At 60.8% G+C, this 26,981-nt stretch carries 24 protein-coding genes; 18 read left to right on the top strand and 6 right to left on the bottom strand.

All coding sequences use genetic code 11. The annotated features are described in order from the left end of the window. The first annotated feature begins 45 nt into the window (after positions 1-45). From FFS45_RS11805 to FFS45_RS11795, 3 genes are all read left to right on the top strand, one after another. On the top strand, positions 46-1,146 hold the full coding sequence (locus tag FFS45_RS11805; RefSeq protein ID WP_137954819.1) for an aromatic ring-hydroxylating dioxygenase subunit alpha: 1,101 nt from the start codon (positions 46-48) through the stop codon (positions 1,144-1,146). Next, positions 1,146-2,552 carry a polysaccharide pyruvyl transferase family protein gene (locus tag FFS45_RS11800; protein WP_137954818.1) on the top strand — a complete coding sequence of 469 codons (1,407 nt, stop codon included), beginning with the start codon at positions 1,146-1,148 and terminating at the stop codon, positions 2,550-2,552. The genes FFS45_RS11805 and FFS45_RS11800 overlap by 1 nt, the downstream gene beginning before the upstream one ends. A gap of 76 nt (positions 2,553-2,628) precedes the next feature. Further along, positions 2,629-4,362 (top strand): tryptophan 7-halogenase, encoded by a 1,734-nt coding sequence (locus FFS45_RS11795; protein ID WP_171029641.1) that lies wholly within the window; start codon positions 2,629-2,631, stop codon positions 4,360-4,362. Positions 4,363-4,413: 51 nt separating this feature from the next. On the opposite strand, the gene FFS45_RS11790 is transcribed toward FFS45_RS11795, so the two are convergent. Next, positions 4,414-5,211, bottom strand: coding sequence for a hypothetical protein (locus tag FFS45_RS11790; protein ID WP_137954816.1), 798 nt, complete (start codon positions 5,209-5,211; stop codon positions 4,414-4,416). Positions 5,212-5,821: 610 nt separating this feature from the next. Between FFS45_RS11790 and FFS45_RS11785 the strand changes: the two genes are divergently transcribed. The 5 genes from FFS45_RS11785 to FFS45_RS11765 are packed head-to-tail and all read left to right on the top strand — an operon-like array spanning position 5,822 to position 11,264. Further along, the gene (locus FFS45_RS11785; protein ID WP_137954815.1) at positions 5,822-6,736 is read left to right on the top strand and encodes a dioxygenase; all 915 of its coding nucleotides are present in this window, start codon (positions 5,822-5,824) and stop codon (positions 6,734-6,736) included. An 11-nt stretch (positions 6,737-6,747) separates the two neighbouring features. Further along, positions 6,748-7,497 (top strand): SDR family oxidoreductase, encoded by a 750-nt coding sequence (locus tag FFS45_RS11780; RefSeq protein ID WP_137954814.1) that lies wholly within the window; start codon positions 6,748-6,750, stop codon positions 7,495-7,497. 17 nt (positions 7,498-7,514) lie between these two features. Then, entirely contained in the window at positions 7,515-8,396 is an 882-nt protein-coding gene (locus tag FFS45_RS11775) for a 3-keto-5-aminohexanoate cleavage protein (protein WP_137954813.1), read from the top strand. Continuing rightward, positions 8,393-8,932 (top strand): gamma carbonic anhydrase family protein, encoded by a 540-nt coding sequence (locus tag FFS45_RS11770; RefSeq protein ID WP_137954812.1) that lies wholly within the window; start codon positions 8,393-8,395, stop codon positions 8,930-8,932. Before FFS45_RS11775 ends, FFS45_RS11770 begins: the two co-directional genes overlap by 4 nt. A 31-nt stretch (positions 8,933-8,963) precedes the next feature. After that, the gene (locus FFS45_RS11765; RefSeq protein WP_137954811.1) at positions 8,964-11,264 is read left to right on the top strand and encodes an NADP-dependent malic enzyme; all 2,301 of its coding nucleotides are present in this window, start codon (positions 8,964-8,966) and stop codon (positions 11,262-11,264) included. A gap of 119 nt (positions 11,265-11,383) precedes the next feature. Here FFS45_RS11765 and FFS45_RS11760 read toward each other — a convergent pair whose 3' ends face one another. Continuing rightward, the gene (locus tag FFS45_RS11760) at positions 11,384-12,343 is read right to left on the bottom strand and encodes a zinc-binding alcohol dehydrogenase family protein (RefSeq protein WP_137954810.1); all 960 of its coding nucleotides are present in this window, start codon (positions 12,341-12,343) and stop codon (positions 11,384-11,386) included. Positions 12,344-12,944: 601 nt separating this feature from the next. Here FFS45_RS11760 and FFS45_RS11755 point away from each other — a divergent pair. The 3 genes from FFS45_RS11755 to FFS45_RS11745 all read left to right on the top strand — a co-directional run bounded on the left by FFS45_RS11755 (position 12,945) and on the right by FFS45_RS11745 (position 15,360). Further along, positions 12,945-13,286 carry a cupin domain-containing protein gene (locus FFS45_RS11755; protein WP_137954809.1) on the top strand — a complete coding sequence of 114 codons (342 nt, stop codon included), beginning with the start codon at positions 12,945-12,947 and terminating at the stop codon, positions 13,284-13,286. A gap of 23 nt (positions 13,287-13,309) precedes the next feature. Further along, positions 13,310-14,095, top strand: a complete 786-nt coding sequence (locus FFS45_RS11750) for an AraC family transcriptional regulator (RefSeq protein WP_171029640.1) — start codon at positions 13,310-13,312, stop codon at positions 14,093-14,095. 170 nt (positions 14,096-14,265) lie between these two features. Next, positions 14,266-15,360, top strand: a complete 1,095-nt coding sequence (locus FFS45_RS11745) for a porin (protein WP_137954807.1) — start codon at positions 14,266-14,268, stop codon at positions 15,358-15,360. A 93-nt stretch (positions 15,361-15,453) separates the two neighbouring features. Here FFS45_RS11745 and FFS45_RS11740 read toward each other — a convergent pair whose 3' ends face one another. After that, on the bottom strand, positions 15,454-16,692 hold the full coding sequence (locus FFS45_RS11740) for a cation:dicarboxylase symporter family transporter (protein ID WP_212745724.1): 1,239 nt from the start codon (positions 16,690-16,692) through the stop codon (positions 15,454-15,456). Between the two features lie 476 nt (positions 16,693-17,168). On the opposite strand from FFS45_RS11740, the gene FFS45_RS11735 reads away from it, so the two are divergent. Then, positions 17,169-18,398, top strand: coding sequence for a porin (locus FFS45_RS11735; RefSeq protein ID WP_137954805.1), 1,230 nt, complete (start codon positions 17,169-17,171; stop codon positions 18,396-18,398). 44 nt (positions 18,399-18,442) lie between these two features. Continuing rightward, a complete protein-coding gene (locus tag FFS45_RS11730; RefSeq protein WP_137954804.1) occupies positions 18,443-18,823 on the top strand; it encodes a BON domain-containing protein in 381 nt (126 codons plus the stop codon). Positions 18,824-18,918: 95 nt separating this feature from the next. Here the strand turns inward: FFS45_RS11730 and FFS45_RS11725 are convergent, their stop codons facing one another. From FFS45_RS11725 to FFS45_RS11715, 3 genes are all read right to left on the bottom strand, one after another. Beyond that, positions 18,919-19,209: a DUF4148 domain-containing protein gene (locus FFS45_RS11725; protein WP_137954803.1), complete on the bottom strand. Its 291-nt coding sequence runs from the start codon at positions 19,207-19,209 to the stop codon at positions 18,919-18,921. Positions 19,210-19,409: 200 nt separating this feature from the next. Next, positions 19,410-20,486 carry a LacI family DNA-binding transcriptional regulator gene (locus FFS45_RS11720; protein ID WP_137954802.1) on the bottom strand — a complete coding sequence of 359 codons (1,077 nt, stop codon included), beginning with the start codon at positions 20,484-20,486 and terminating at the stop codon, positions 19,410-19,412. 139 nt (positions 20,487-20,625) lie between these two features. Then, the gene (locus FFS45_RS11715; RefSeq protein WP_137954801.1) at positions 20,626-21,582 is read right to left on the bottom strand and encodes a LysR family transcriptional regulator; all 957 of its coding nucleotides are present in this window, start codon (positions 21,580-21,582) and stop codon (positions 20,626-20,628) included. Between the two features lie 111 nt (positions 21,583-21,693). Between FFS45_RS11715 and FFS45_RS11710 the strand changes: the two genes are divergently transcribed. The 5 genes from FFS45_RS11710 (at position 21,694) to FFS45_RS11690 (ending at position 26,971) form a co-directional block, all read left to right on the top strand. Beyond that, a complete protein-coding gene (locus tag FFS45_RS11710; RefSeq protein WP_137954800.1) occupies positions 21,694-22,578 on the top strand; it encodes an intradiol ring-cleavage dioxygenase in 885 nt (294 codons plus the stop codon). Between the two features lie 119 nt (positions 22,579-22,697). After that, complete coding sequence (locus FFS45_RS11705; protein ID WP_137954799.1) at positions 22,698-23,024, top strand: Dabb family protein; 327 nt, start codon at positions 22,698-22,700, stop codon at positions 23,022-23,024. Positions 23,025-23,067: 43 nt separating this feature from the next. Then, positions 23,068-24,426, top strand: coding sequence for an amidohydrolase family protein (locus tag FFS45_RS11700; RefSeq protein ID WP_137954798.1), 1,359 nt, complete (start codon positions 23,068-23,070; stop codon positions 24,424-24,426). A gap of 41 nt (positions 24,427-24,467) precedes the next feature. Beyond that, the gene (locus FFS45_RS11695) at positions 24,468-25,364 is read left to right on the top strand and encodes an NAD(P)-dependent oxidoreductase (protein ID WP_137954797.1); all 897 of its coding nucleotides are present in this window, start codon (positions 24,468-24,470) and stop codon (positions 25,362-25,364) included. Beyond that, on the top strand, positions 25,361-26,971 hold the full coding sequence (locus FFS45_RS11690) for a sugar ABC transporter ATP-binding protein (protein ID WP_249362763.1): 1,611 nt from the start codon (positions 25,361-25,363) through the stop codon (positions 26,969-26,971). The genes FFS45_RS11695 and FFS45_RS11690 overlap by 4 nt, the downstream gene beginning before the upstream one ends. The last annotated feature ends 10 nt before the right edge of the window (positions 26,972-26,981 follow it).

Below are 26,981 nucleotides of genomic sequence, written 5' to 3'. Positions count from 1 at the left end.
GGTCCTGTGAATTTGATCGCTTACTCGATCTGCCGGGAGCACCCTATGTCGTTTCTCATGAACACCTGGTACGTCGCAGCCTTCTCACACGAGGTGCGCCCGGACCAGGCGTTCGCCCGCACGCTGCTGGACCTGCCCGTCGCGATGTTTCGCGAGGCTGATGGCCGGCCGGTGGTCCTGGATGACCGGTGTGCGCACCGGTTCGCGCCGCTCTCACGCGGCCGGATCGTCAATGGTGCGCTCGAATGTCCGTATCACGGGTTGCGTTTTGGCGCTTCTGGCCAGTGTGTTCACAACCCGCACGGAGGCGGTCGCATTCCATCGGGTGCGCAGGTGCGCCGCTATCCGGCTGTGGAGCGGTACGGGGCCGTCTGGTTCTGGCCGGGCGACGCGTCGCTGGCCGATGCCGCTTCGCTGCCCGATTTCCCGTTCGTTTGCCGCGATTCCAACACGACCCATGACGGCTATCTGCTCACACGCGCGAACTATCAGTTGAGCGCGGATAACCTGCTCGACCTGAGCCACTTCCAGTTCCTCCATCCCGACACGCTCGGCAGCGATGCCATGGCGGCCGGCGATGTACAGTCCGGCGGTGTCGGCGACACGGTCTGGGTGCGCCGCACGACCCGCGACGAACTGCTGCCTGCGTTCGTGGCGCAAGGATTCGGCATTGCGCCGGATGTCCGGGTGGACCGATGGATGGACGTGCGCTGGTCGCCGCCCGGGTTGTTGTCGATAGTCGTCGGTGTGACCGCGGCGGGCATGGCGCGCGAGACGGGATTGATCGCGCCGTCCGCACATTGGTTGACACCGGAGACGCTCGCGACGACGCACTACTTCTTTTCGTTTGGCTTGCCCAATGAGATGGGGGAGGCCGGTCAGCAACTGGTTCGCTACGCTGTCGACGGTCTGATGAAGCCGTTCGAACACGAAGATCTGCCCATGCTCGAAGCGCAGCAGGCCCGCATGGGCGGCCAGGAATTCTGGTCCATGCAACCCGCGCTTCTGCCGATTGATATGGGGGCGATCCGGGCCCGGCGGGTGATGGAACGGCTGATTGCCAAAGAGGCTGCGCAACGAGCGGAGCGGTTGCGCGCGGCGTGCGTGCCGATCGGCACGCTGGTGCGGGCGGCGGGGAGCAGGTAATGGCCCCGATCAACGCCACAGGCTCCACGACCCGCGCATCGCTCGAGGCCTTGCATCGATACGCCGGCGCGTCCGCGCCCGATAGCGTGTTCCTCGACGACATGCAGCACCGCATCGATGCCGCGCGTCCCACCGCCACGCACCGTGACGGCCCGCTTCGTATCCTGCTGCTGGGCTACGCAGGGGCGGGGAATACGGGGGCCGATCTTCGCGCGATCGAGACGATCCGGCAGTTGCGGCGGCTCTTCGGTGAGCGCGCGCATCTGAGCCTGCTCGCGCTGGGCGAGCGCTTCGATCATCCAGTGCTGGCCGAGGTCCCGAAGCGGGTCCCGGATTTTCCCTACCTCCCCGATGCACTCGATGCAGCGATCCGCGATTCGGATGTCGTGATCAACATGGAAGGCTCGACCTATACGTCGAGGTTTTCAGATTCGCTCGCCGGCGCGTTGATTGGCGGTGTTGCATTGGCGGCTGCGCACGGGCGGCTGGGAATTGCCTACGGGGTCGATAGCGGTAGCCAGTCTGCGGCCCTGCTGAGCTTCGTCAGGTGCAATGCGAAGCTGGGCCACGTGATCGCGCGCAACGAGGCGGCGAGGCACGAATTGCTTGCGCTTGGCGTCGCGTGCGAGGCAGGCGCGGATACGGCGTGGACGTATCGCGTGGAACATGACGCGCTTGCCGGCGATGGGATTCTCCCGTACGTCGCGCTATGCCCGAACAATCCGTACTGGTGGCCGGTCCATGCCGATGCCCCGCGTGCCTTCGCACTCGATGCACGCGGCGAAAGATCGCCGCATCGTTATGGACCACTGCACTTTCACGCATGGGACACGCACCGCTCGGCCGCGTTCGACGGCTACATCGGCCGCTTCGCGCAGATCGCGTCGGCATTGCGCGAGCAGGGGTATGTACCGGTGGTCGTCGGCATGGAACAGCTCGACGCCGCCGCCTGCGACGCGCTGGCGGCGCGTCTGCCGTTCGACATAGACAAGATCGTGCGCGGGCCGAATACGCTTTCCGAGGTTGCCGCTGTGGTGAGCCGCGCCCGCTGCGTGGTCACGACGCGCTATCACGCAGCCGTTCTTGCCATGTCGCATGGTATCCCGGTGTTCGGGCTCTCGATGGATTCGCGCATCGATCGCTTGCTGACGGAAGCGGGCGTGCAGGGCTGGCATGCGTCGTGCGATGCGCCGGATGCCGCCTGTCTGGCACTCGAAGCAATAGGTTCGCTCAACCACGACCCGGTGCGCGAGCGTCTTGTGGCTCGTCTGTTGGCGTATGCGGATAACCAGCGAGCCTGCTTTCACTCGATGGGCGCACGCCTCGCCACGCTGGTCGAAGCCTACGGCATCAATGAGACGAGCACTCCCGTACACGTCGAAGCTTGCGCAGACGCTCGAGCGTGATGAAACCCGGGCCAGTTTTCGTTTCCCGACCACGCTGAAACCGGGCTTGAAAACGGCAAAAAATAGAGGATACCGAATGAAACAGAAATATGACGTCATTGTTCTAGGCAGCGGCATCGCCGGATCGATCACTGCGCTGGTGCTGCAGCAGTGCGGCATCAGGACGCTGGTCGTCGAACACAAAACCCATCCTCGATTTGCGATTGGCGAGTCCACCCTGCCTACCAACACGTTGATTTTGAATCAGCTCGCGAGAACGCATAACATTCCCGAGCTCGCGGAAATTTGCTCCTACCCGGGATTGCAAAAGAACGGATGTGCAGCGTGGCCAAAGCAGGTATTCTGGTTCGGCGTGCACCGGGCTGGTCTGCCGCTTGAACCCAGGCACGAAAGCATCAACGAAGCGTTGCTCGCACCTATCGGTCCGGATGTCCACATGCTGCGCGCCGATGTGGATGCATTTCTCGTGTCATTGTTTGGCAAATACGGTGTTGACTATGTCGACAACACCGAGGTCCTGGATTTCCGCAGCGACGCCGATGGCGCACGTGTCTGGACACGTGGCCCGGCCGGTGAACGCGAGGTAGGCGCGCAGCTTGTGGTCGACGCCACTGGACATACGTCGTTTCTCGCAAAGCGTTTCGGGTTGCGGGATCAGGAGGCTCGACTGCATACCAATACCCGCTCCATATTTGGCCACTTTACGGCGGTGAACGACCTGGACGACACGCTTGGCGGGCCGAATCCGACATTTCGATTTCGCCGTAGCGCCGGCACCATGCATCATTGTTTTCCGGGCGGCTGGATCTGGGTGATCCCCTTTGATAACGGGGTAACGAGTGTCGGACTCGAGCTTGATCGTCGAATCTATCCACTTGACGAGAGCGTCCCTGCGGACGAAGAGTTTCGCGCCTTCATCGAGCGCTATCCGAGCATCAAGGCCCATCTGGCGGGATTGACGCCAACCCGTTCGCTGATTCGTTCCGACCGGATTCAATTTACGTCCAATTCGATCCTGGGTGACCGCTTTATTCTGACACCACATGCGGCAGCTTTTGTCGAGCCGCTTTTTTCGACCGGTCTCATGCTTACCCTCGCGTTTGTCGTTCGCTTTGTACCGGAAGCGTGCGCTGCGTACAGGGAAAACGATTGGAACACCGGGCGGTTCCGGATGATCGAAAAGATCTTCTTCGAAGAAATCGACCAGATCGATCTCCTGGTCAACGGACTGATTCAGTCTTTCCGCGATTACGATCTGTTCAAGCAATATTGGCGGACATGGGTGCTGGGTACCCTGGTACAGTACGGCGCATGCATTCTGACGAACGGCGTCACGCGAACCTGGCCCATGCTGTACGGCTCGGGAATGGTGCGTTACGTGGACGATCTGAAAAAGATGTATATCCTGGTCTGCGAGGCCGAGGCGGATCCGAAAATTCAGGCTCAGAAGATCAAGGAACAGATTGATCCGTGGTGGCGACGGCTGTTGTCGCCGTTGTGCGACCTGCGTGGAGATTTCTCTATTGACTCGGAGTTCGCCATCAACGTCTTTCCAGACGTGATGGACTACCCCGCTTTTCTCGATGTGCTACTGGACATTCAAAAGGCACATTGGCCGGGCGATGCGAACATGACCTTGGCGCATATGCATCAATGGGTCGAGCATGCAAAGCTCGACTATGTGCGTCAGCGCGAAATGTATATTCACTCCCGGCAACACGAAACGGAGTTATACCAGGCTTACGATCGCATCTTCGCCACTGCCAATCCCGCCGTCTTCGACTATCGCCAGAAGCTCAATTTAAACTAGGCAGCTGACGCGGCAGCAGGTGGTTGGCCAGCCGCCGCCGGGCCGCGTGGTCTATTTTTTCTTTCCGCCCCGGCCCTTCTTCGCGTTGCTGCCTGTACCGGCCTGCGGCTCCTTCAGCGTTTCGGCAGTCGGCCTGTTCTTGGTTGAACGGATATTGACCGTCTTCATGCTCTCCATGCGTATGCAAAAGAAATAGGGAGCCAGCGATTTGGCCTTCGCCTGAATGCTCTCGCCAGTCGCCAACAGCAGGGAGTTGTTTTTTTTGGCTTCGCCGTAGATTCTTCTCAGTAACTTGACGGCATCCGTGTCAGCAGCGAAGGAATTGCTGGATGCCAATCCCAAACCCCACGACAAATCGCCGGACTCGGCTTTCCCGCTTTTGTATCCGATGCTCTTCATATCCCGGACGAATCCCGGAGCGTAAACCTCGAGCAGATGCGTGTATTTCTGTCCTTCCTTCAGATACCGTTTCGAATATTCCCGGTAGCCGGCCCACCCTTTATGCCCGTGAGCGAGCAAGGCGCTGAGCGCCACGTATTTCCTGGCGCGTAATTCCGGCGAACCCTGCTTGAAGATGTCCTGCCAGGCATCGTATTCGTCGCGGCACATGGCGCGATAGAAATAATTCTGATTTTCCAGCTTGGGGAAATTCTGAGCGTCCATGCCCATGGCTTTGTCGGCATCGGTGTCGTTCTCGATCTCAGCCGGCCGTTCGTAATAACGGTCGCCATTCCCGCTCTGGCGCCCGAATTTCATCGTGCTGGTTTCCACTTTGTCCATCGGGTCATAGGGCGCTATGGAAACGCCGGATGCATCGGATGTGCTGGTGCCGTCTTCAGTATTGGCCATGAATCGTTCTATACCTCGAGTTCGACGTTAAGTTACGGCACATGGAGGCTTACAGGAGGCGCACCTCCATTTGAGCCGGCTTTGCAGCGGAAAACCCGGCTCGCGAAGCGCGCAACGGCCTCTGCTGTTGCTCTTACAACGCTTGGGCCCCGGGTTCTATTCCAGACGACGACGCGCAGGGAGCACCTGCCTTGAGGAAGCGAAGGCGGCGCGATGCAGACCGCCTCTTCAGAGGCCTCGCAGTAAAAAACCCCACGACAGCCCTGATACATCTCAGACAACTCACTGTTACTGCACTGAACAATTGTCCGCCGAACAAGGCGCTCCCGTGTGTCGGGTGGGACGTTTCGCTACCTCAACCGCTCAACTTCCTTCGACCATAAAAACTGCCGTTTTAAGGCCGCAAACATGCGATTTTCGGACATCACACCATTCAGAACCCAAGGTGGCAGAAACTCCGAAGCGATTGTCCGTCGTGAGCGCAGCAAATCGATAGCATGAATATACTGAACCAACGATCGACCACGGAAGCAAGTGATCCTGGAACCCGGTCATTCGCAGGACGACTGATATTGGGTCAGCCCCGGTTGGAAAATATATGGAGACTCACATGACGGATTTATCGCACCTCGACAGTATCGTCGACGATCCAGACGCGATCACCGAGGTTGTACTGGCGGCAATGAAGCGGACGGACAATCCGCGTCTGAAGCAGATTGTCGATGCGGTCGTGCGGCACGCACACGCATTTTTTCGGGAAGTCCAGTTGACGGATCAGGAGTTCGAGAAGGGTCTCGAGTTCGTCAAGGCCATCGGACAGGCCACGGTAGACGATCATAACGAGGTCGTGCTCTGTGCAGACGTGCTGGGTTTCTCGACGCTGGTGACGCTGCTCAATACGGTCGATCGCTCCAACCGCACCCCGGGTGCGCTGCTGGGGCCGTTCTATCGCGGCAATTCTCCGGAGTATGCCGACGGCGCAACCATCGTCGACGAAGGGTCGCCTGGCGCGCCGCTGTTTGTGAAGTGCCGCGTGGTCGATACGGCTGGAAAACCCGTGAAAGGCGCGATGGTCGATGTGTGGCAGGCATCGCCCGTCGGGCTCTATGAGAACCAGGATCCCGATCAGCCCGACATGAATCTGCGCGGCAGATTCCACACGGACGCCGACGGCTACTTCCGTTTCCGTTCGGTGCGGCCGGCGGGTTATCCGGTCCCCACACATGGTCCGGTGGGCCGGCTCCTCGAACATCAGCATCGCCATCCGTATCGTCCCGCGCACATCCATTTTGTCGTGATCGCAGAGGGGTACGACACGCTGATCAGTCAGGTCTTTGCCGACGACTCCGAATATCTCGGCTCGGACGTCGTGTTCGGGGTGAATCGCGCGCTGGTTGGAAAGTTCGCGGCACACGAAGATGGCAAGGCGCCGGTATCCGACGTGAGCGGAGAGTACTACACGCTCGAATATGAATTCGTCGTGGCAGAGGGTACGCCGACGTATCCGACGCCGCCCATCAAATAAGGAGGAAGAGCGTGTCGAACATTCTTCAAGGTAAGGTTGCGCTCATTCTCGGCGGCACCGGTGGCATTGGCGTTGCAACGGCGAAGCGTCTCGCCGCTGAGGGCGCGACCATTGTGGTCTGCGGCCAATCGGATCTCCAGAAAGCGCAGCACGTAGTCGATTCTCTACCCGGTCACGGACACCTCGCGAAGCTGGTGACGATCACGGATAGCCACTCGCTCTCCACGCTGGCCAATGAAATCAAGGCTGCATTCGGACGCGTCGACATTCTGGTGAACACGGCGGGTTTCACGAAGCCGGTCAAGCACGCCGACCTCGATGCACTGACCGACGAGTTGATCGACGAGATCATGAAGGTCAACTGGCGCGCTCAGTTTGCCGCGATCCGGGAGTTCCGCGCGTTGCTCGACGAATCGGGCGACGGCCTGGTGGTGAACGTTTCCTCAATCGCCGGCACCACCGGCGTTGGCAGCAATATCGCGTACTGCGCCGTCAAGGCCGGGCTCGACGTGATGGCCATGTCGCTGGGCCGCGCGCTGGCTCCGCGCATCCGCGTGTTGAACGTGTCGCCGGGCGTGGTCGACACGAGCTTCGTGCCCGGCCGCGGCGCGGATTTCAACGACAAGGTTGCGGCCTCCACTCCACTCGGGCGTATTGGTACGCCCGACGACATCGCGGATGCCATCGCGGCATGCGCGACTCACCTGAAATTCAGCACCGGCGTGAACATCGTTGTCGATGGCGGCCGGCGGCTTGGCTGATCTGATCGAGGCTCATCATGCATGCACGCAAGACTATCATCACCTGCGCGGTGACGGGGAATCTGACGAAGCCGGAGCAACACCCGGGCTTGCCCATCACGCCACAGCAGATTGCCACTGCTGCGCTGGAAGCGGCTCAGGCAGGCGCGGCCGTGGCGCACATTCATGTGCGTGACCCCGAGACGGGGCGGCCGTCCATGAAACTCGAACTGTATCGCGAAGTGATCAGGCTGATTCGCGAGGTGAATAGTGAGCTCGTGATTAATCTGACCACAGGCCCAGGCGGGCGCTTCATCCCATCGGACGAGGACCCAAAGATCGCGGCGCCGGGCACGACATTGTTGCCACCGGAAAAACGCGTCGAACATATCGCAGCGCTACGCCCGGATATCTGCAGCCTCGACCTGAACACAATGAATTCAGGTGCTGATGTGGTCATCAACACGCCGAAGAACGTGCGCCGGATGGCTCACGTGATCCGCGAAGCGGGGGTGAAGCCGGAGCTGGAAATCTTCGATTCCGGCGATCTGCATCTGGCGCTGGATCTGATCAAGGAAGGGGTGCTGGACGGCCCCGGTCTGTGGACGTTCGTCCTCGGCGTCAAGTACGGCTTTGCGGCGACACCGGAAACGCTGCTGTACGCACGCGATTTTCTTCCCGATGGCGCCGCATGGTCCGCATTCGGGATTGGCCGCGCGGAGTTTCCGATCGTTGCGCAGGCATGGCTGGCGGGTGGGCATGTGCGGGTCGGTCTGGAAGACAACATCTATCTTTCCAAGGGAGTGCTTGCCGAAAGCAACGCCGTACTCGTGGCGCGGGCGCGCGAGATTGTCCTTTCGCTCGGTGGCGAGATTGCGACCGCTGCCGAGGCGCGTGAACAACTGGGGCTGAAAAAATGAGCGAGCAACAGGACCCGAAACAGTTCGGCACGCCGTCAGTACACAAGTCGGTTTTCGTCGCGCAAGGCACATCCATTATCGGCGACGTGCAGATTGGCGAGAGGGCGTCGATCTGGTTCAACTGTGTGTTGAGGGGGGACGTTCAGCGCATTGTGATCGGCCCGAGAACAAACATTCAGGACGGCAGCATCCTGCACGGCACCACCAACGGCTTGCCGACCCTCGTGGGCAGTCAGGTGACGGTCGGCCATGGCGCCATCCTTCACGCCTGCACGATTGAAGATCGGGGCTTTGTCGGGTTCGGCGCAAGGGTTCTCGACGGTGCGATTGTGCGTACCGGCGGCATGCTGGCCGCGGGTGCGGTTCTTACCCCCGGCAAGGTCGTGGGAGCCGGCGAGCTATGGGCGGGCAATCCCGCCCGTTTGCTGCGCAATCTCACGGAGCAGGAGAGCGCGGGCATTGTGATCTCCGCGGAACGTTACGTGGCGCTCGGAGAGCGGTACATCTTCTCCAAGCCGGTAGTGATGCGTTTTTAGAACTGTCAGCCAGAACGACATTGGAGGGGTCATGGGGAGCAGTGAAGAAAGGGCGCAGAAGTTGCGCGAGGCGGCACTTGAATATCATGAGTTCCCCACGCCGGGGAAGATCGCGATTACACCCACCAAGCAACTGATCAACCAGCGTGATCTGTCGCTGGCATATTCACCGGGCGTCGCGTTCGCATGCGAGGAGATTGTAGAAAATCCGCTGAATGCGGCGCGTTTTACGGCGCGAGGCAACCTCGTGGGGGTGGTGTCGAACGGAAGCGCGGTACTGGGGCTCGGCAATATCGGGCCGCTCGCATCGAAGCCCGTGATGGAAGGCAAGGCGGTGCTTCTTAAGAAATTTGCGGGTATCGACGTGTTCGATATCGAGCTGGACGAATCCGACCCGCACAAACTCGCCAACGTGATTGCCGCCCTTGAACCGACATTCGGTGGTCTGATTCTCGAGGACATCAAGGCGCCTGATTGCTTTATCGTCGAGCGTGAGTGCCGCAGACGGATGAAGATTCCGGTTTTTCACGACGATCAGCATGGCACAGCCATTGTGGTGGCTGCCGCGATGATCAACGGTCTGAAGGTTGTCGGCAAAAAAATCGACGAAGTGAAGATGGTCGTGTCGGGCGCGGGGGCGGCGGCGCTCGCGTGTCTGAATCTGCTGGTTGATTTTGGCATGCGGCTCGACCATATCTTTGTGACCGACCTGGCCGGCGTGGTCTACAAGGGCCGCTCCGAACTGATGGACCCGGACAAGGAGCGCTTTGCGCGCGAGACGCAGGCGCGAACGCTGGGAGACGTCATCGAAGGTGCGGACGTTTTCCTCGGGTTGTCGGCGGGCGGAGTCCTGAAACAGGACATGGTCAAACGGATGGGCGACAAGCCGCTGATCCTTGCGCTTGCCAATCCGACGCCGGAAATCCTCCCGGAACTGGCGCTCGAAGTGCGTCCGGACGCGGTGCTTGCCACCGGCCGTACCGACTACCCGAACCAGGTGAACAATGTGCTGGTGTTCCCATTCCTGTTTCGCGGCGCACTCGATGTGGGTGCAACGAGTATCACGAAGGAGATGGAGATCGCGGCAGTCAACGCGATCGCGGAACTGGCGCGTCAGGAGCAGAGCGACGTGGTCGCCGCCGCGTATGGGATTCGCGATCTTTCCTTCGGCCCGCAATATCTGATTCCCAAGCCGTTCGATCCGCGCATGATTGTCAGGATCGCACCGGCCGTCGCACGTGCGGCGATGCAGTCCGGCGTCGCCACGCGCCCGATCGAGGACATGGTGGCGTACGAGCAGCATCTGCAGCAGTTCGTCTACCACAGCGGCGCGGCCATGAAGCCGATCTTTCAGCTCGCCCACAGCGTCGCGCCGGAAAACAAGCGGATCGTTTTCGCTGAGGGCGAAGAGGAGCGCATTCTGCGCGCCGTCCAGATCGTGGTCGACGAAAAGCTTGCAACGCCGATCCTGGTGGGACGTCCCGCCGTGATTGAACAACGCATCGCGCGCTATGGTCTGCGTCTCGTTGCGGGGCAGGACTATACGGTGGTCAACACGGATCGCGACGAACGCTATCGGGATTTCTGGCAAACCTACGCGAAGACGATGGCGCGCAAAGGCATCTCGCCCCAGATGGCGAAGCTCGAGATGCGCCGCCGCACCACCTTGATTGGATCGATGCTGGTGAAGAAAGGCGAGGCGGACGGCATGATTTGCGGGACGATCAGCACAACGCATCGCCACCTGCACTTTATCGACCAGGTGATCGGCAAGCGGGAAGGTTGCAGCGTCTATGCCACGATGAACGGGCTCGTCTTGCCGGGCCGGCAGATTTTCCTTGTGGATACACACGTCAATATCGACCCCACGCCTGAACAGCTCGCCGAAATCACCATCATGGCCGCTGAGGAGGTGCGCCGTTTTGGCATCGAGCCGAAAGTGGCGCTGTGCTCGCACTCCAACTTCGGCTCGAGCTTGGCACCCTCAGCGCAAAAGATGCGCGATCTGCTCGAGATTCTGAAGGTGCGTGCGCCGGAGCTGCAGGTGGACGGAGAGATGCACGGCGATCTCGCACTGGACCCGGAACTGCGCAAGGAACTGCTGCCTGATTCCACGCTGGTCGGTGAAGCCAATCTGCTCGTGATGCCAAATATCGATGCGGCAAACATTTCATACAATCTGCTGAAGACGGCGGCGGGTGGGAATGTGGGCATTGGTCCCATGTTGCTCGGTGCGGCCAGGCCCGTACACGTCGTGAGCGAGACGGCAACGGTGCGGCGAATCGTCAATCTCACGGCAGTTCTGGTCGCCGGTGTGGGGCGTTCTTCCTGAGGCGGTCCGCTTTTGTTCCATGAAAAAAGCCGGACGAGACTGACCATCTCGTCCGGCTTTTTGCGGGTCCAGGGGCGAGTGTTGGAATGTCTCGCCCCTGCCATGCGTTCTACGTCTGATTACATATTGATGACCACGCGACCGGCAGTGCCTGCGGCGACCGCGCGGTATGCATCCTGGCCGTGAGCCAGATCGAAGCGATGCGCGATGATCGGCGCACGCAGCTTGCCGTTCTCGAAGCCTTCGACCAGCGCGCTCATGAGCGGTGCCGACTCGGCCACGCCGAGTTTGGCGCTATCGGCGCCGATCAACTGCGTCTCGTTGTGATAGAAGTCGATCAGGTCGAAGTCCACACGGCGCTTGCCCGTTGCGCTGATCTCCACGACGCGGCCGCGACGCTTGACGAGCTGCAGCGCGGTCTCGAATGCGATGCCGCCCACGGAGTCATAGACGACATCGACGCCACCGGTCAAATCGCGCACACGGGCGATTGTATCGTCATCAAAGGGCACGTAGGCATCGATGAGCGCCGCTGCCGGAGAACCCTCGGCCGGTGCCGCGCGGTCGATTCCGATCACCCGGCATCCGCGTGCCTTGGCGATCTGCGTCACGGCGCCGCCAACGCCGCCGCCCGCGCCGATGACGGCGATTGTCTCGCCTTCAGCAAGCTGCGCATACGTCACCGTGCCGAGCCACGCCACGACGAAATTCACACCGATAGCAGAGGCTTCTTCGTGCGAGAGCGTGCTGGGCTTGCGCGCAAGCGCGGCGATGGGCACCTTGATGAATTCGGCGTGACTGCCATCGCGTGTGAAGCCGATGTCACCGCCGGTACCCCAGACATCCTTGCCCACCCACTCGGACGGACCGTCGATGACTACACCGCTGAAATCGCGTCCCGGGATGCGCGGGGGGACCGTGTGGTCGAAATGACCCGAGACGTTCTTGACGTCGCTGGGGTTCACAGACGCGCTGCGAACCTGTACCACCGCGCTCCCGCTGTCGCACTCCGGCGTCGGCACGTCGACGTATTCGAGAACGTCGGGGCTGCCAAAGGATTTGAATTGCAAGGCTTTCATCTTGTCTGCTCCTGATTTTCGATGGGTTGCTACTGCATCTACCGAGGGCAGTGTAGGGTCATGCGGTCCCGCCATTCAGACAGCCGCTTTCGAGTTATGGACAGAATGGGTCAATCCGTATGAACGACTGCGATCGCTATGGCAGTCTCGGACGCGTGAGGTTCGTTGCCAATCCTGAAACGGTCAGTTCAGGCGTAGCTCATTTAACCGATGTGCGAGGGCCCTTAAACTGAACGGAGGGTTTTGCCGCGCGTATCGATCTTGCCCATTGACCAGAGGCTGCGCCGTGCAACCGATTGCAAGATACATGCCAAATCTGTTTTCGCACAGGCAAGAATGAATTAAGCAGGATATCGATCCTGCTGATGGGAAGTTGGGCTGAGTAAGTTGGTAGAATAGAGCAATCGATTGCATAAAATGTGCAAGCGCTTTGCCATTGCTTTGCCATTGCTTTGCCATTGCTTTGCGATTACTTTGCCGTTGCCTTGCTGCGATGTGCTTCCCCCGACTGCGCACCCTTCACGGAGCCGGCGAGCGGTTAGGGGGAACTCCATGACGAGGATGCTGCGCGTCGAGCGCCGCAAAGATAGGGAGACGAAACGTGAATGTGACCCGATTCTCAGAAGCACCCGAGTATTTCCCGCCTAACCATTTCATGATGCGATGCCTGCGGCTGCAGGGGCACGAAGCAGGTCCGGCACAAGCCCTATGGATGGGTGTTTCGATCATCGAACCCGGTGGCCATACGTCGTTGGACGCTTCGCCGGTGGAAAAGCACTACGTTGTGCTTGAGGGCGTGGTGACCGTGGTAACGGAGGGAGGCGAAGCCGAGCTGAATCGGCACGATTCATGCCGGCTTGCACCTGGCGAGCGGCGCAAACTGGAGAACCGCACCGAAACCCGTGCCGCAATCCTGCTGGCTATGCCTTTCCCTCAAGGCTGATCGGTCAACGGAAATCAGTCCACATGCAATTTCCAGCACCTTTTGACGAGACGGCGTCCCGACCGTTTTCGATACGGACCGGATCGGTATTGCTCATCCTGGGGGAACAGGATAGCGCGATCCGGCACGGTGGCCGCTTCATATACGTCTCACAAGGCGGTGTGTGGGTGAGGGTGGGCCGGCATGCGTACTGTCTGAGCAGGCAATGGGGCATCTGGTTGCCACCCGGCGTCGTTTGCCTGGGTTATCCGGTGATGGAGGCCGAGCTGATCGAAGTGGCTGCAACGGATGGCCAGAGTGCGAATCTTTCGTCTGAAGTTACCGTCCTGCGAAGTTCCACCGAGCTTTGCGCGAGGCTGACCAGGCTCAAAGGAAGCGGGGAGGCTGCCCCGGTGGATCACGACATTGCGGCCCCTCTAGCGGCGGCGATCGCCGCGGCGCCCGAAGTCCCCGATGCGCTTGTGGTCAGGTTGCCTGCTTATGACAGCCGCCTGTGCAGGGTTTGCGAAGCGGTGCTGCGCAACCCCAACAAGGACGGCCAGCTGGAGAAGGCGGCAGCAGCGCTGGAGGTCACGGTTCGGACTCTCGCAAGAATCTTCAGGGATGAACTCGGGACCAGTGCGGCCAGATGGCGCCGCAATGTTCAGATCGCCGCGGCATTTTGCGCGCTCGATAACGGCACTTCAGTGTCTGAGGTCGCCACGAGGCTGGGGTATGGGGCGAGCGCGTTCTCGACGTTCTTTCGCTCGCGGCTGGGCTATTCACCACGCGAGCAAAAGCTGCGTAGTGTCGAGAATGACGAGGGGTGAGGGCGAGCGAGGCAACGGGTTCTCGCGATTTGACCGAAATTCGAAAGCGGTTGTCGCACTGTGGTCTTCGATGAAACCTATAGTCGCACCCTTAAGTGCCTCGAAGCGTCGAACCAAGGTTCGATCACACTGAGGTTTTCTGTAACCCGAATCTATCGGAAGGCCGGAAAATGTATCGAGTGTGTGCAACCGCAATTCTCTGTGGGATGAGCAGCCTGGCCTGGGCGGACGGTGGCGTTGAGTTCAGCGGCAGAATCGACGCCGGTGTGACCTACGTCAGCAACGAGCATGGCAGTTCGACGGCATTCTTCGATAGCGGTATCGCCGCACCCAGCACTTTTTCCATCCGTGGCCAGGAGGATCTGGGTGCCGACACCCGCGCGATCTTCGAGTTGACTTCCCAGTTCAATGTGGGTGACGGCACAACGGTTCCCGCTTCGAACGAACTGTTCAACAGGACGGCGCTGGTTGGCCTGTCCAGCGGGCAGTATGGAACGTTGACGCTCGGAACCCAGTACGATTTCATGACGGACTCACTGTCTGCCCGGGGATTCGACGATGCGTTTTCATACGGTGGCCTGTATGACTTCAGACAGGGCCCGTTTGCCAGACTGGCCATTCCGGAAAACCCAACGGGCGCTTTCGACTTCGATCGCATGGGGGGTACGGAGCGCGTTTCGAATTCGGTCAAATATCAAAGCCCGGAGTTTGCGGGATTTTCGGCGGGCGGCCTCTATGGTTTTGGAAACGTAGCCGGCGCCATTTCGCAGGACGCGACGATGAGCTTTGGCGCGAATTACCATGCGGGTCCATTCGCTTTGGGGCTGGCGTACGTCGATGTCAAATATCCCGAACTGGACGACGGGCACGAAGGGGTGCGCACGTGGGGTGCCGGCGTGCGCTATCAGTTTTCCAGGGTGCTCGGGACGATGCTTTTCACCCGCACCCAGAACACCCTCACGGGCGGTGCGGTGAACGTCTACAAGGCGGGCGCAAGCGGCACCTTGTCTGGGCCGTGGTCGGGCGCACTGGACTACACGTATATTAAAGGCAACCAGGCCGTGGGGGATACGGCCGCAAACCAGTTTGCGGCCACTGTTTCGTACGCGTTGTCGCGTCGAACCAAGCTCTATGCGGAAGCGATCTATCAGCGCAGCAATAGCGATTCGGCGGGCGCGTGGATTAACGGTCTGCCTGCCGCGGATAGCGAGTCGAGCAGCAAGAACCAGTTGCTCTCCCGGATTGGCATTTTGACCTCGTTCTAGCATTTGCGAGTGACAGCGGTAATGGGTTAACTGCGGGGCTAACGGTGAGGTTAACCGCAAGGTTAGCCGCGGTCACGCGACTGCATGCGCGGCTCAGATTCTCACGGTGGAATCGTCGAAGTGTGTGCGGTAGCATTCCAGCGCGGTGGCGGCGTTAAACTCGCGCACCGATTTGCCGATCACGACGGTGGCGACGATATTGCCGATCAGCGTCAACGTGGCGCGTCCCATGGACATGAAGCGTTCTACCGCAAGCAGTAGTGCGATGCCTTCAACGGGCACGATGTGCGTAGCGGTAATGGTGGCCGACAGGACGACGAAGGCGCTGCCCGTGACGCCGGCAACCCCTTTCGAAGTCAGCATCAGAAGCACCAGAATGCCGATCTGCTGTGACAGGCTGAAATGAACGCCATACACCTGTGCGATGAAAACCACGCACATCGAAAGGTAGATGGAAGATCCGTCCTGATTGAACGAATACCCTGTCGGCATCACCAGTCCGACCACGCGTTTTGAACAGCCGAGAAGCTCCAGCTTCGCCATGGCCGCGGGCAACGCCGTTTCGCTGGACGACGTGCCGATGGTCAGCATGATTTCCTCCTTGAAGTAGCGCAACAGCCTCCAGAGGCTCAGGCCGGTAAGACGCGTAATGGCGCCGAGCACAACGAAAACGAAGACTCCCATGGTGCCGTAGACGTAGCCGACGAGTTTGCCCAGCGCGACCAGCGACCCGAGTCCGTACTTGCCGATGCTGAAAGCCATCGCCGCAAACGCGGCAATGGGCGCGTAGACCATGATGATTCTGACAATATTGAACATCACGCCGCTGAGGCGTTCGAAGAAATCTTCGATTGGCTTGCCGCGGTCTCGCATCATCGACAGGGCGCAGCCGAAGAGAATCGAGAAAACGATGATCTGCAGCAGGTTTCCGTTGGCAAACGCCTTCATCGCGTTGTCGGGAAAAATATCGACGAGCGCTTTCACGACGGAGGCGCCGGGGGAGTCGCTCCCCGCGGCAGCGGCGGTGGCGTGGGCGGAAAGGGCAGCGCCCGGTACGGCTACTCCGTCGCCAGGTCTGAGCACGTTTGCAACAAACAGACCCAATGCCAGCGCGAACGTGGTGAGCACTTCAAAATAAGCCAGCGCGGAAACGCCAATACGCCCGGCCCTTTTCAGGTCTCCTGCACTGGAAATGCCGGTGACGATGGTGAGGAACACAATAGGCCCGATCACCATCCTGATCAGGCTCACGAAGATATCGGCGAGCGGCTTGAGAGCCGTTCCAAGGGACGGGAAGAAGTGCCCCGCGGCAATGCCAAGTATCACAGCCAATCCGATCCAGAGTGTGCGCCCTTGATACCACCGGCGCCGTAGTGCTTCAGTCGAGCGGGTCAATCTTTCCTCCGGTTTGTCGGCGATCAAATCGGGTCAGTTTTCGATTCGATCAATGCAAATTAATGCAAACGAATGCATAAAAAGTGCGGAAAATACTCGCACGCAAAACTGCATCGGGTAAGCATGGAAAACCCTGAATCAGGCGCCGTGAAACGGATTTGAGGCAGTATTTGGCGCAAAAACAGTTAGTGGAGTCATGTTGTTCGATTTCCTGCTTTCTGTGCAGCATCATCGCTGATGCGTTTGACAGCGTCATTTTTAGACAATAGTATGCAATCGAATGCATAAATAGGTGTCATTCCCGCGCAGGTGGCGACCGGTAATCTGCACCTGAGATGTGTGTTCCACCACGCGGCATCAAGTGATCGGATAGTCAATAAACTAATAAGTAGTACTATTTATGGAGACGAGCGATGAAAAAGACGAGAATCACGCTACTGCTGGCGAGTGTTGGCATTTCGTCGGTGGCCTCGGCGCAGAGCAGTGTCACGCTATACGGCGTGGTCGACCCGGCGCTGGTGTTTGTCAACAACGCGCAGGTCGGACGATCCGCAGGGGGGCTGCGAGGCGCGCAACAATACGCGATGATCGACGCCTCCACGACGGCATACGCGGGAAGCCGGGTGGGTTTCAAGGGGAATGAGGATCTCGGCGGCGGCTCCAGCGCCTTGTTTGTGCTGGAAAACGGATTCGCGGCGAACACCGGCGCCCTCGGGCAAGGCGGCCTGCTTTTCGGGCGTCAGGCCTATGTCGGTCTCTCGAACAGCGGGTTGGGAACCGTTACGTTGGGCCGGCAATACTCGTCGATGATCGACTACGTGTCGCCGTTGACGTCGATTGTGCAGTGGGGCGGCTATATCACGGCTCAACCCGACGACATAGACAACCTCGGGCTGACGAACCGGCAAAACAATGCGGTCAAATACGCGACCCCGACATGGAACGGCTTGTCGGCGAATGTGCTGTACTCGTTTGGCGGCGTGGCGGGCGATGTATCGCGCAGCCAGATCGTGACGTTCGGAGCGGGGTATACCGGCGGACCCCTGCGCATTGCCATCGGTTATCTGAATGCCTTCGACCCCAACCTGTCGATGTGGGGGTCGCAGCCGAACGCAGGCGGCGCAACGACCAACAACATTGGCACGCTCGGTTCAGCGACGACACCTGAGAAAAATCCGGTCATGGCCGGATACGCCTCGGCGCACCGTGAGCAGATCTTTGGCGGCGGCGCATCGTATACGTTTGCGCGGGCGACCGTGGGTGTCGTCTACACAAACACACGCTTCGTCGGGCTTGGCTCGAATGCGGGACCCGACCCGCTAGGCTACACGGGCAGCGCAATGTTCAACGTAGCTGAAGCCAATGTGTCGTACCAGGTGAGCGCGCCGCTGTCGCTGGGCGCCTCGTATTCCTATACGGAGGGAAGCGGGCCTGTAGGCAACCGGGCGCACTACAACCAGGTCAACGCGGGTGTCCACTACGCCCTGTCGAAGCGAACCGATCTCTACATGGTCGCCGCCTGGCAACGCGCAGCCGGGGTCGATTCGTTTAACCAGCCCGCGGTCGCCTCGATCAATGGATTGACGCCGTCCGCGTCGAAGCAGCAGGTCGTCGATACGTTGGGTATTGCACACCGCTTCTAAGCGACGCCGCGAACCAACCCACAAGCTATGAAACGGAGAAAACGATGAATCAGAAAGTGTTATTGCTGGCAGCGGTCGTGACGGTTGCGGCGCTTAACCCATCTGCCTATGCCCAGAATGATGCGTCGAGCGGGGCTGCCGCAGCAGCGTCGCCGTCAGCGGCGCCGGCCAGCGCGCCGCCCTCGAGCCGCAAGGCCATGAAGGCTGCAGACCGCAAGCTCGCGCGTGCAGTGCGCAAGGCCATTGAGCATGTGAAAGGGCTTGACGCGACGCGTATCGCAATCGTTGCCAACGACGGCAGCGTGACGCTGGCGGGTTCGGTTCCGCAAGCGGCTCAGGTGGACGTTGCTGTCCAGCACGCGAAGGCGGTGCCAGGGGTCACGAGCGTTACCAGCCGCCTCGAGGTGGGCGAGATCGGGCCGTGAGCACGGCAGGCCTCGCTGCCCGCGAAGCGTGAGCAGACCTGGGCGCCGCCAGGCCGGGGGCGCCCGCCTTCTTTAACGGCGCGAAGGAACAGGGCTTAGTCGCCGAAGTAGATCGAGTTGCGGTCGCCCGGCAGAGGCAAGCGCGCGCCGGTTTCAGTGGAATGGGGCAGACTGCCGCCGTATCCGCCGGCATTGACGCTCTGGCCTGCCTGGAGATTCGCCGGGTAGTCCGTCTCGTCATTGCTCGGTGAGTAGCCGGCCTGCTCGAGTTGCGTCAGTTCGCCTTTGACTTCTGCCCGCGTAACGGGCGCATCTGTCTGCGCAAGCGCGAACACCGGAGCACAGAACAGCGCCGCTACGGTGGCGGCGTGGATGATTGACTTCATGGCGCAAGCCCTACCTTTGTATTTAGAAAGTCCCATCAGAAGCTTGTGCAGTCACAAGGCTGAAGGGCGCAGTCTACTGAGCGCAGGCGCCAGGATAAATACTGAGCAGGGCAAGGGATACTTGTTCAACCGGGCAAGAGTCTGATGCCGCGCTGGGCGCGCACAGACCTTGCAACAGGGTTTTGGGCGACGCTCAAACGCTAGCGCTGCGTTGTGCGGTGCTGGGCGCCGGGCCTGACCTTGCGCGGCACGTCCGTCGACCCGCGCAGGATCAACTGCGGGGGTAGGGTGATGCGCAACGGGGGCGAATCCGGCGCGTTGATCATGTTGAGCAGCAGGCGCGCCGCGTGCCGTCCCATTTCGCGATGCTGGATACGGATTGTGGTGAGCGGCGGGCTCAGCATGTCGAACAGCGGCATGTCGTTATGGCCGACCAGCGAGATGTCGGCGGGGCACCGTATGGCCGCTTCCGCGAAGGTGTCGTAGCAGCCTAGCGCAATCAGGTCGTTGCCGGCGACGATGGCCGTAATGCCCCTGTGCTCGCGCAGCAGGGTTTCGCATGCCTGCCTGCCGGCTTCCCGCGTAAATTCGCTCGCCTCGACGATCACGGCCGGATCGAGCCCGTGCTGCTTCATGGCGATTTCAAAGCCGACAATGCGTGCGTGCCCGGTGGCGAGCCTGGACGGTCCTGCCAGATGGGCAATCTGCTTGTGTCCGAGGGAGACGAGGTGATCGACCGCGAGCTGAAGCGAGAGCAGATCGTCGTTCACTACTTCCGGAACCTGACCTGCTTCCAGCGCACGATTGACCAGAACCACCGGCGTGCGTTGCAGGAGTGTGCGGCGTACGAGCGGGTCGTTGCGCACCGCAGTAGCGAGGATCAGCCCGTCGACGCGGCGTTCGAGCATCTGCTCGAGCAATTTTTCCTGCTCCTTGGCCGTGCCCGCCACGTTTGCGATCAATACGCCGTATCCCTCGGCGCTCATCTGCTCTTCGATACCGCGAACGATCGGTGGAAACACCGGATTCTCGATATCCGGCAGGCACACGCCGATCACGTGGGACTGGCCGCCGCGCAGCGCAGCAGCGAGTTTGTTCTGCCGATACCCCAGTGCCTTGGCGGAGGCCATCACACGACGCACCACTTCGTCGCCGATCAGATGCCGGGTGGACGGGTTCAAGGCACGCGAAACCGTCGAGGGATTCACCGCGGCGTGCAGTGCGACGTCGCGAATGGTGATGCGGCCGTTACCGCGCGCGGTGGAGGGCTTTGACATGTCGTGAGTGAGCGGCTGGCGATGATCCGGTTCAGGCGGCGGCCGGTGAGTGCCGATTCGATTGCCGCGCCGCCTGCATTGGCATGTTACCAGACGGGCTTGCCCCGGCAGTACGGCACGAACGGAGTTTTCGCCTGCCTCACGAGCGATTCGCGGCCTTCTCCCCCTTGGTTTGCGGCCACCGTTGGGTCCACCTGCGTTCATATTCCATCGAGCCGAAATGCTCGATCAGGAAATCCGCAAAGGCGCGCACCTTGGAGGAGATGTACTTGCGGTTTTGATAGGCCAGGTTGATCTTCAGTCTCGGCAAGTCCCAGTCGTCGACAATCGGCACGAGCCGGCCGGCGATCACGTCGTCGTGAATGATGTACACGGGTTGGATCACGATGCCGAGGCCGCTGAGTCCCGCCTTGCAGATCACCTGTCCTTCATTCGATTCCAGGACGCCATTGATCTTGACCGTGCGGGTATCGTCGCCCTTCGAAAACGTCAGTTCGTAAGGATTGTTGGCGAGCGTATAAATCAGGAACTGATGGCCTTCCAGTTCGTCGAGTGTCCTGGGCGTTCCGTGGCGGGCAAGATATTCGGGCGAGGCCGCAAGAATGCGGCGCGTTTCGGCGATGCGGCGGATCACGAGCCCGGAGTCGGCTTCGTGCTCGCGCGTGCGGATGGCAAGGTCGATGCCGCTCTCGATGAGATCGAAGTAGCGGTTGGCCGCCGTCATGGCCACACTGAGCTTCGGATAACGTGCGGAGAACTCCGGCAGCAGCGGGGCAATGATCTGCGAGCAAAACGAAACGGAGGCGGTTATCCGCAACGTTCCCATCGGGCTTAGCAGCGCCGAGCTCACGAGCGCCTCGGCTTCCTCCATTTCGAACGTAATGTTGCGGCAGCGCCGGTAAAACTCGTCGCCCACCTCGGTCAGAAACAGCCGCCTTGTGTTGCGCTCGACCAGCCGGGCTCCCAGCCGCTGTTCGAGGTTCGCCAGATGGCGTCCGGCCGCTGAGGTCGAAAGGCCCAATGCCTCCGCGGCTTTCGAAATGCTGCCCCGTTCGGCTGTCTGCACGAACAGCTGAACTTCCACCCATTTATCCACTGATGTCTCCTGTTTCCCGCTGTGAGGGATTGTGTTTCCCGCTACGAGACTTTTTCACCATCCATCGGTCGACTATATTTTGATCCAAAGCAGCCCCACATTGGAGACGTTATGCGCAATGTCGATGAGGACACGATCACACAGATCGTGCTGGCCCGCCACGCCGAGGCCCAGAATCCGCGCCTGAAGCAGATCATGACCAGCGTCGTACAGCATCTGCATGCGTTCGCCCGCGACGTTCAATTGTCCGAAGAAGAGTGGTTCCAGGGGATCCAGTTCCTGACCGACGTCGGACACATCACCGACGACAAGCGGCAGGAATTCATTCTCCTTTCGGACACCCTGGGGCTGTCGATGCTGGTGACCGCCCTGAACAATCGCAAACCGCGAGGCTGCACCGAGTCCACTGTGTTTGGCCCGTTCTTTGTCGATGACGCGCCGCAATATGAAAACGGCGACGACGTAGGCAATGGCGCGAAGGGCGAGCCGTGCTTCGTGACCGGAAGAGTCACGGGTCTGGAAGGCGAAGTCATTGCGAACGCACGCATCGACGTCTGGCAGGCGGATTCGGATGGCTTCTACGATGTCCAGTACGCCGAGGCGGCGGGCGCCCACGGACGCGGCACGTTGCGCAGTCTCGCGGATGGATCGTTCCATTTCCGCTCGATCACCGCGGAGTCGTACCCGATCCCGCACGACGGGCCGGTCGGGCGCATGCTCGCGGCGCTGGGCCGCCATCCGTGGCGACCCGCACACCTCCATTTCATGATCGACGCACCGGGCTATGAGCGGCTTATTACGCATGTGTTCAGGTCCGGCGACAAGTATCTCGACTCTGACGCCGTGTTCGGTGTGCGCTCGTCGCTGATCGCCAACTGGGAGCGCCACGAATCGGGCAGGGCGCCCGACGGAAGCGATCAGGACAGCCCGTTTAGCACACTCGATTTCACGTTTGTTCTTAACCGGCTGGATGCCGGACGTCCGCGCAGCCGCTAGGTGCCGGCTAGTGCCGCCATGTGCCGGCAAGAGCCGGTATGCCCTTTGTCCGGCAACCGGCAACCGGCAACCGGCGCACAGGCCAGGCGTATTTTCACCTTCAAGACCAGAGTGATCCGATGATCAAGCACATCGTGATGTGGAATGTGAAAGGCGACACGCCGGAGGACAAAGCCGACGTGGCATTGCGCCTCAAGACTGCGTTTGAAGGGCTGATGGGGAAAATCCCCGGCCTGCTGTGCATGGAGGTCGGTGTGGACGTCAGCCGCGTCGATTATGCGTGCGACGTCGTGCTGTATTCGGAGTTCGATTCGCACGAGTCGCTGGCAGCGTATGCGCAGCATGCCGAGCATCTGCGCGTCAGGGAAGAACTGGGCCATTTGCGGATCGCGAGACACCAGGTCGATTACCCGGTTACGTCGCTGGCGGTTTGCGCAGTGGCGTGAAGCGAGCCGGACATAAGCGGCGTGCAGGTGGAGGAGACAAAAGATGAGACGGAAGCTGATCAAAGGCGGGTACGTGCTGTCCATGGACGAGCGCGTGGGTTCCGGGCTGCTGGATGTATTGATCAACGGCGCGCGTATCGAGGATGTGTCCGCCGGACTGGAGGCATCCGACGCGGAAGTGATCGATGCCACGGGATGTATCGTCATCCCGGGTCTGGTGAATGCACACATGCACACGTGGCAGACCGCACTGAGGGGGATCGCGGCGAACTGGACCTTGCCGCAATACTTCCGCAGCGTGCACGCGGGCCTGGCAACCCTGTTTTCGCCGGACGATCTTCATATCGGCACCCTGGTCGGCGCGCTGAACCAGCTCAATTCCGGCACGACGACGCTGGGAGACTGGTGTCACAACAACCCGACACCCGCTCACACTGATCGCGCTATCGACGGTCTGATTGAATCGGGCATCCGCAGCGTGTTTTTTCATGGTTCTCCGAAGCCGGACCCAAAACCCGGCCAGAAACATTTCAGCGAAATTCCACATCCGCGGGAAGAAATCGAGCGCCTGCTGAAGAGCCGCTTCGAGAATCGCGATGCGTTGGTCACGCTGGGCATGGCCATTCTGGGGCCGCACTATTCGACCTACGAAGTGACGGTGCAGGACTTCCAGCTCGCCCGGGAATATGGACTGGTGGCCAGCATGCATTGCGCAGGCCTCGAGGCCAAAACACCTGACGGCTGGGAGCGTCTCGCTGCGGCAGGCCTGCTTGACTCGCGGACCAACGTCGTTCATGGAAACAACCTGAGCGACACGCAACTGCACATGATGCTCGAGCGCGGCGTGACGTTTTCCCTCGCGCCCGAGACGGAGATGCAGCAGGGGCACGGGCATCCGATTACCGGACGTCTGCGCGATGCGGGGCATGCTCCGTCGCTCGGTGTGGATCTCGAATCGTCGATTGCCGGAGACATGTTCACGGTCGCCCGCATCGCGCTTGCGTCGCAGCGCGCGCTGGATAACGCCGCGTCGAGAGAATTGCATGGCCAATTGCCGCCGACCTCCACGCTGTCCTGCGACGACGCACTGGGCTGGATCACGATGCGGGGCGCGCAGGCGCTCGGGCTGGCCGACGAGATCGGCTCGCTCACGCCGGGCAAGCAGGCCGATGTCGTGCTGGTGCGCGCGGACACGATCGGCATGCGCCCGTTGCACGACCACGTCGCCGCGCTTGTCATGCAGGCCAGTCCATCCCATGTCGATACGGTGCTGGTCGCCGGGGAGTACCGCAAGCGCCACGGTGAGCTCACCTATGCGGCGCTGGGACGCCGGCTTGATGAACTCGACGCGTCCGGACGACGCATCGCAGGCGGCCTGAACCAGTTGCTCGGCTCGCACTGAACCTCATCCGTATTTCTCCGCCGTCATTTTGGGAGCACGTCATGAATGAAGCAAAGCCGGCCTTGCGTGTCGGGTTCATTGGAATCGGCAACATGGGTTTGCCGATGTGTACGAATCTGCTGAAGGCGGGTTACGAAGTGATGGCGTTTGATCGTGTACAGGATCGCCTGGATGAAATCGTCTCCCGGGGGGCGGCGCCAGCCGGTTCAGTCGCGCAGGTCGCAAGCGAATCCGACGTGGTCGTCACCTCGTTGCCCAACGACAGGATTTTCCGGGCCGTTGCGCTCGGCGCCGAAGGTGTGGTTGAAAACGCCCGTAGAGGCGCGGTCCTGATGGACACCAGCACGGTTTCCGCCACCGTGTCCGCCGAAGTGGCCCAGGCGGCGCTTGCCCGCGGTGTGCAATACCTTCGCACGACAGTCTCCGGCAACGGCGTGGTCGCGGCAGCGGCGGCGCTCACGGTAATGGCATCGGGTCCGCAAGCCGCCTACGATCTGGCATTACCCCTGATCAACACAATCGGGCGGCGCGCGTTCTATCTTGGGCAGGCGGAGGAGGCGCGGCTCATGAAGCTCGCCGTCAACCTGATGATTTCCGTCTCGGCGGGCATGATCGGCGAGGCGCTGACGCTCGGCCGCAAGAGCGGGCTTGACTGGTCGAAGATGCTGGAGGTGCTGGCGTCGAGTCAGGTTGCTTCGCCAATGGTGCTCTACAAGACGCCGCCGCTGAAAGAGCGCGATTTCACCTCGACCATGTCCGCCATCACGCAGACCAAGGATGTCGATCTGATCCTGGATTGCGCGGCGCAAAGCTATGTGCCGCTTCCTCTGACTTCCGCTGTGCGCGGCATGTTCCAGGGACTGATTTCGATGGGCGGCGGCGAAGACGATTACATTGCTCTCGTCAAGCATGTCGAGACGCTTTCGGGGGTGGCATGAACGCGAACCCTGTCAATGTCGCTGCAATGCGCAGCGCGGCATCTTACGGCACCACGAGCGGAAGCGGGGCAAGTGCCGCAAACCGGCAGCCCGCCGGCCATGGCGAGGCCGCGAGTGTTCACCCCCTGCTGGAGTTGCGCAATATCGCCAAGCAGTTCCCGGGCGTCCGGGCACTCGATGGCGTGACGTTTGCCGTGCACGCCGGCGAAGTGCATATGCTGCTCGGCGAGAACGGCGCCGGCAAGTCGACCCTGATGAAGGTGATGAGCGGCGTGTATCGCGCTGACGAAGGCGCGTTTCTTCATAACGGGCAACCGGTCGTTATCCAGTCTCCGAAAGATGCGCAGGCGCTTGGCGTCGCCGTGATCTACCAGGAATTCTCGCTGGTTCCGCATCTGGACATCGCGCAAAACATCTATATCGGCCGCGAGTTTCGCGGCCGTCTGCCCGGCACTGTCGACAACGCGCGAGCGCACGAAGAAGCGAAGAAGGTGCTGGACCTGCTTGCCTTCGATTGCGATCCCCATACGCCGGTCCACAAACTCGGCGTGGCGCAGCAGCAAATGGTGGAGATCGCCAAGGCGCTCTCGCAGAACGCGCGCATCCTGGTGATGGACGAACCGACCGCGCCGTTGTCGGAGCGCGAGACGGAGAACCTGTTCCGGGTCATCCGTATGCTGCAGTCGCAGGGCGTGGCCATTGTCTACATCTCGCACCGGATGAGTGAGGTGTTTGAACTCGGAGACCGGATTACCGTGCTGCGCGATGGCCGCATGGTCGGCGCCGCGGTGCCGTCGGAAACGACTCCGGCCGAGCTGGTGCGCATGATGGTGGGCCGCGACGTCGATCTGACCTATGCGCGGCGCTTCTGTGAACAACCGGGCGCGCCGGCGCTGGTCATGCGTGGCGTGTCGTCGCCAAACGGCATCCGCGACGTGAATCTGGAAGTGCGTGCGGGCGAGATCGTCGGGCTTGCAGGTCTGGTCGGCTCCGGCCGCTCCGAGGTGGCGAGAGCCGCTTTCGGCATCGATCCGGTAAGCGCCGGTGAAGTGGAAGTGTTCGGTCAGCCGCGCCGGGGCGAGCCGCATGAGTCGGTCAAGCTCGGCATGGCGCTGATTCCCGAAAGCCGGAAACACGAGGGCCTCGCGGTGACCCGTTCGGTCGCCGACAACCTGATGTTGTCCGGCCTGGCAAAGCGCTTTCCCGGCGGCTGGTTTCGCCCCCGTCTCGCCCGGCAGGTCGCACGCGACATGGTGGCCGAACTGCGCATCGCAACGCCCACCATCAATCGTCGCACAGCCGTCCTGAGCGGCGGCAACCAGCAGAAGATCGTGATCGGCAAATGGCTCGCCACAGGCACGAGGCTGTTCATTTTCGACGAGCCGACACGCGGGATCGACGTCGGCGCCAAGGCCGAAATCTTCGCGCTGATCGGGCGTCTTGTCGAAGAGGGCGCTGCGGTGCTGTTGATCAGTTCCGAGTTGCCGGAAATCGTTCACGTCTGCGATCGCGCGTACGTCATGAGGGAAGGCCGGGTGGCGGGGCAACTGAGCCGCGATCAGCTTTCCGAAGAGAACCTTCTAGCCTTGGGGATGCATGATGCGTAACGTTCAGGGA

Origin of the sequence: Burkholderia sp. 4M9327F10, from assembly GCF_005503145.1 — a bacterium.
Classification (GTDB): domain Bacteria; phylum Pseudomonadota; class Gammaproteobacteria; order Burkholderiales; family Burkholderiaceae; genus Paraburkholderia.
This window is presented reverse-complemented; position numbering and strand designations above follow the sequence as displayed.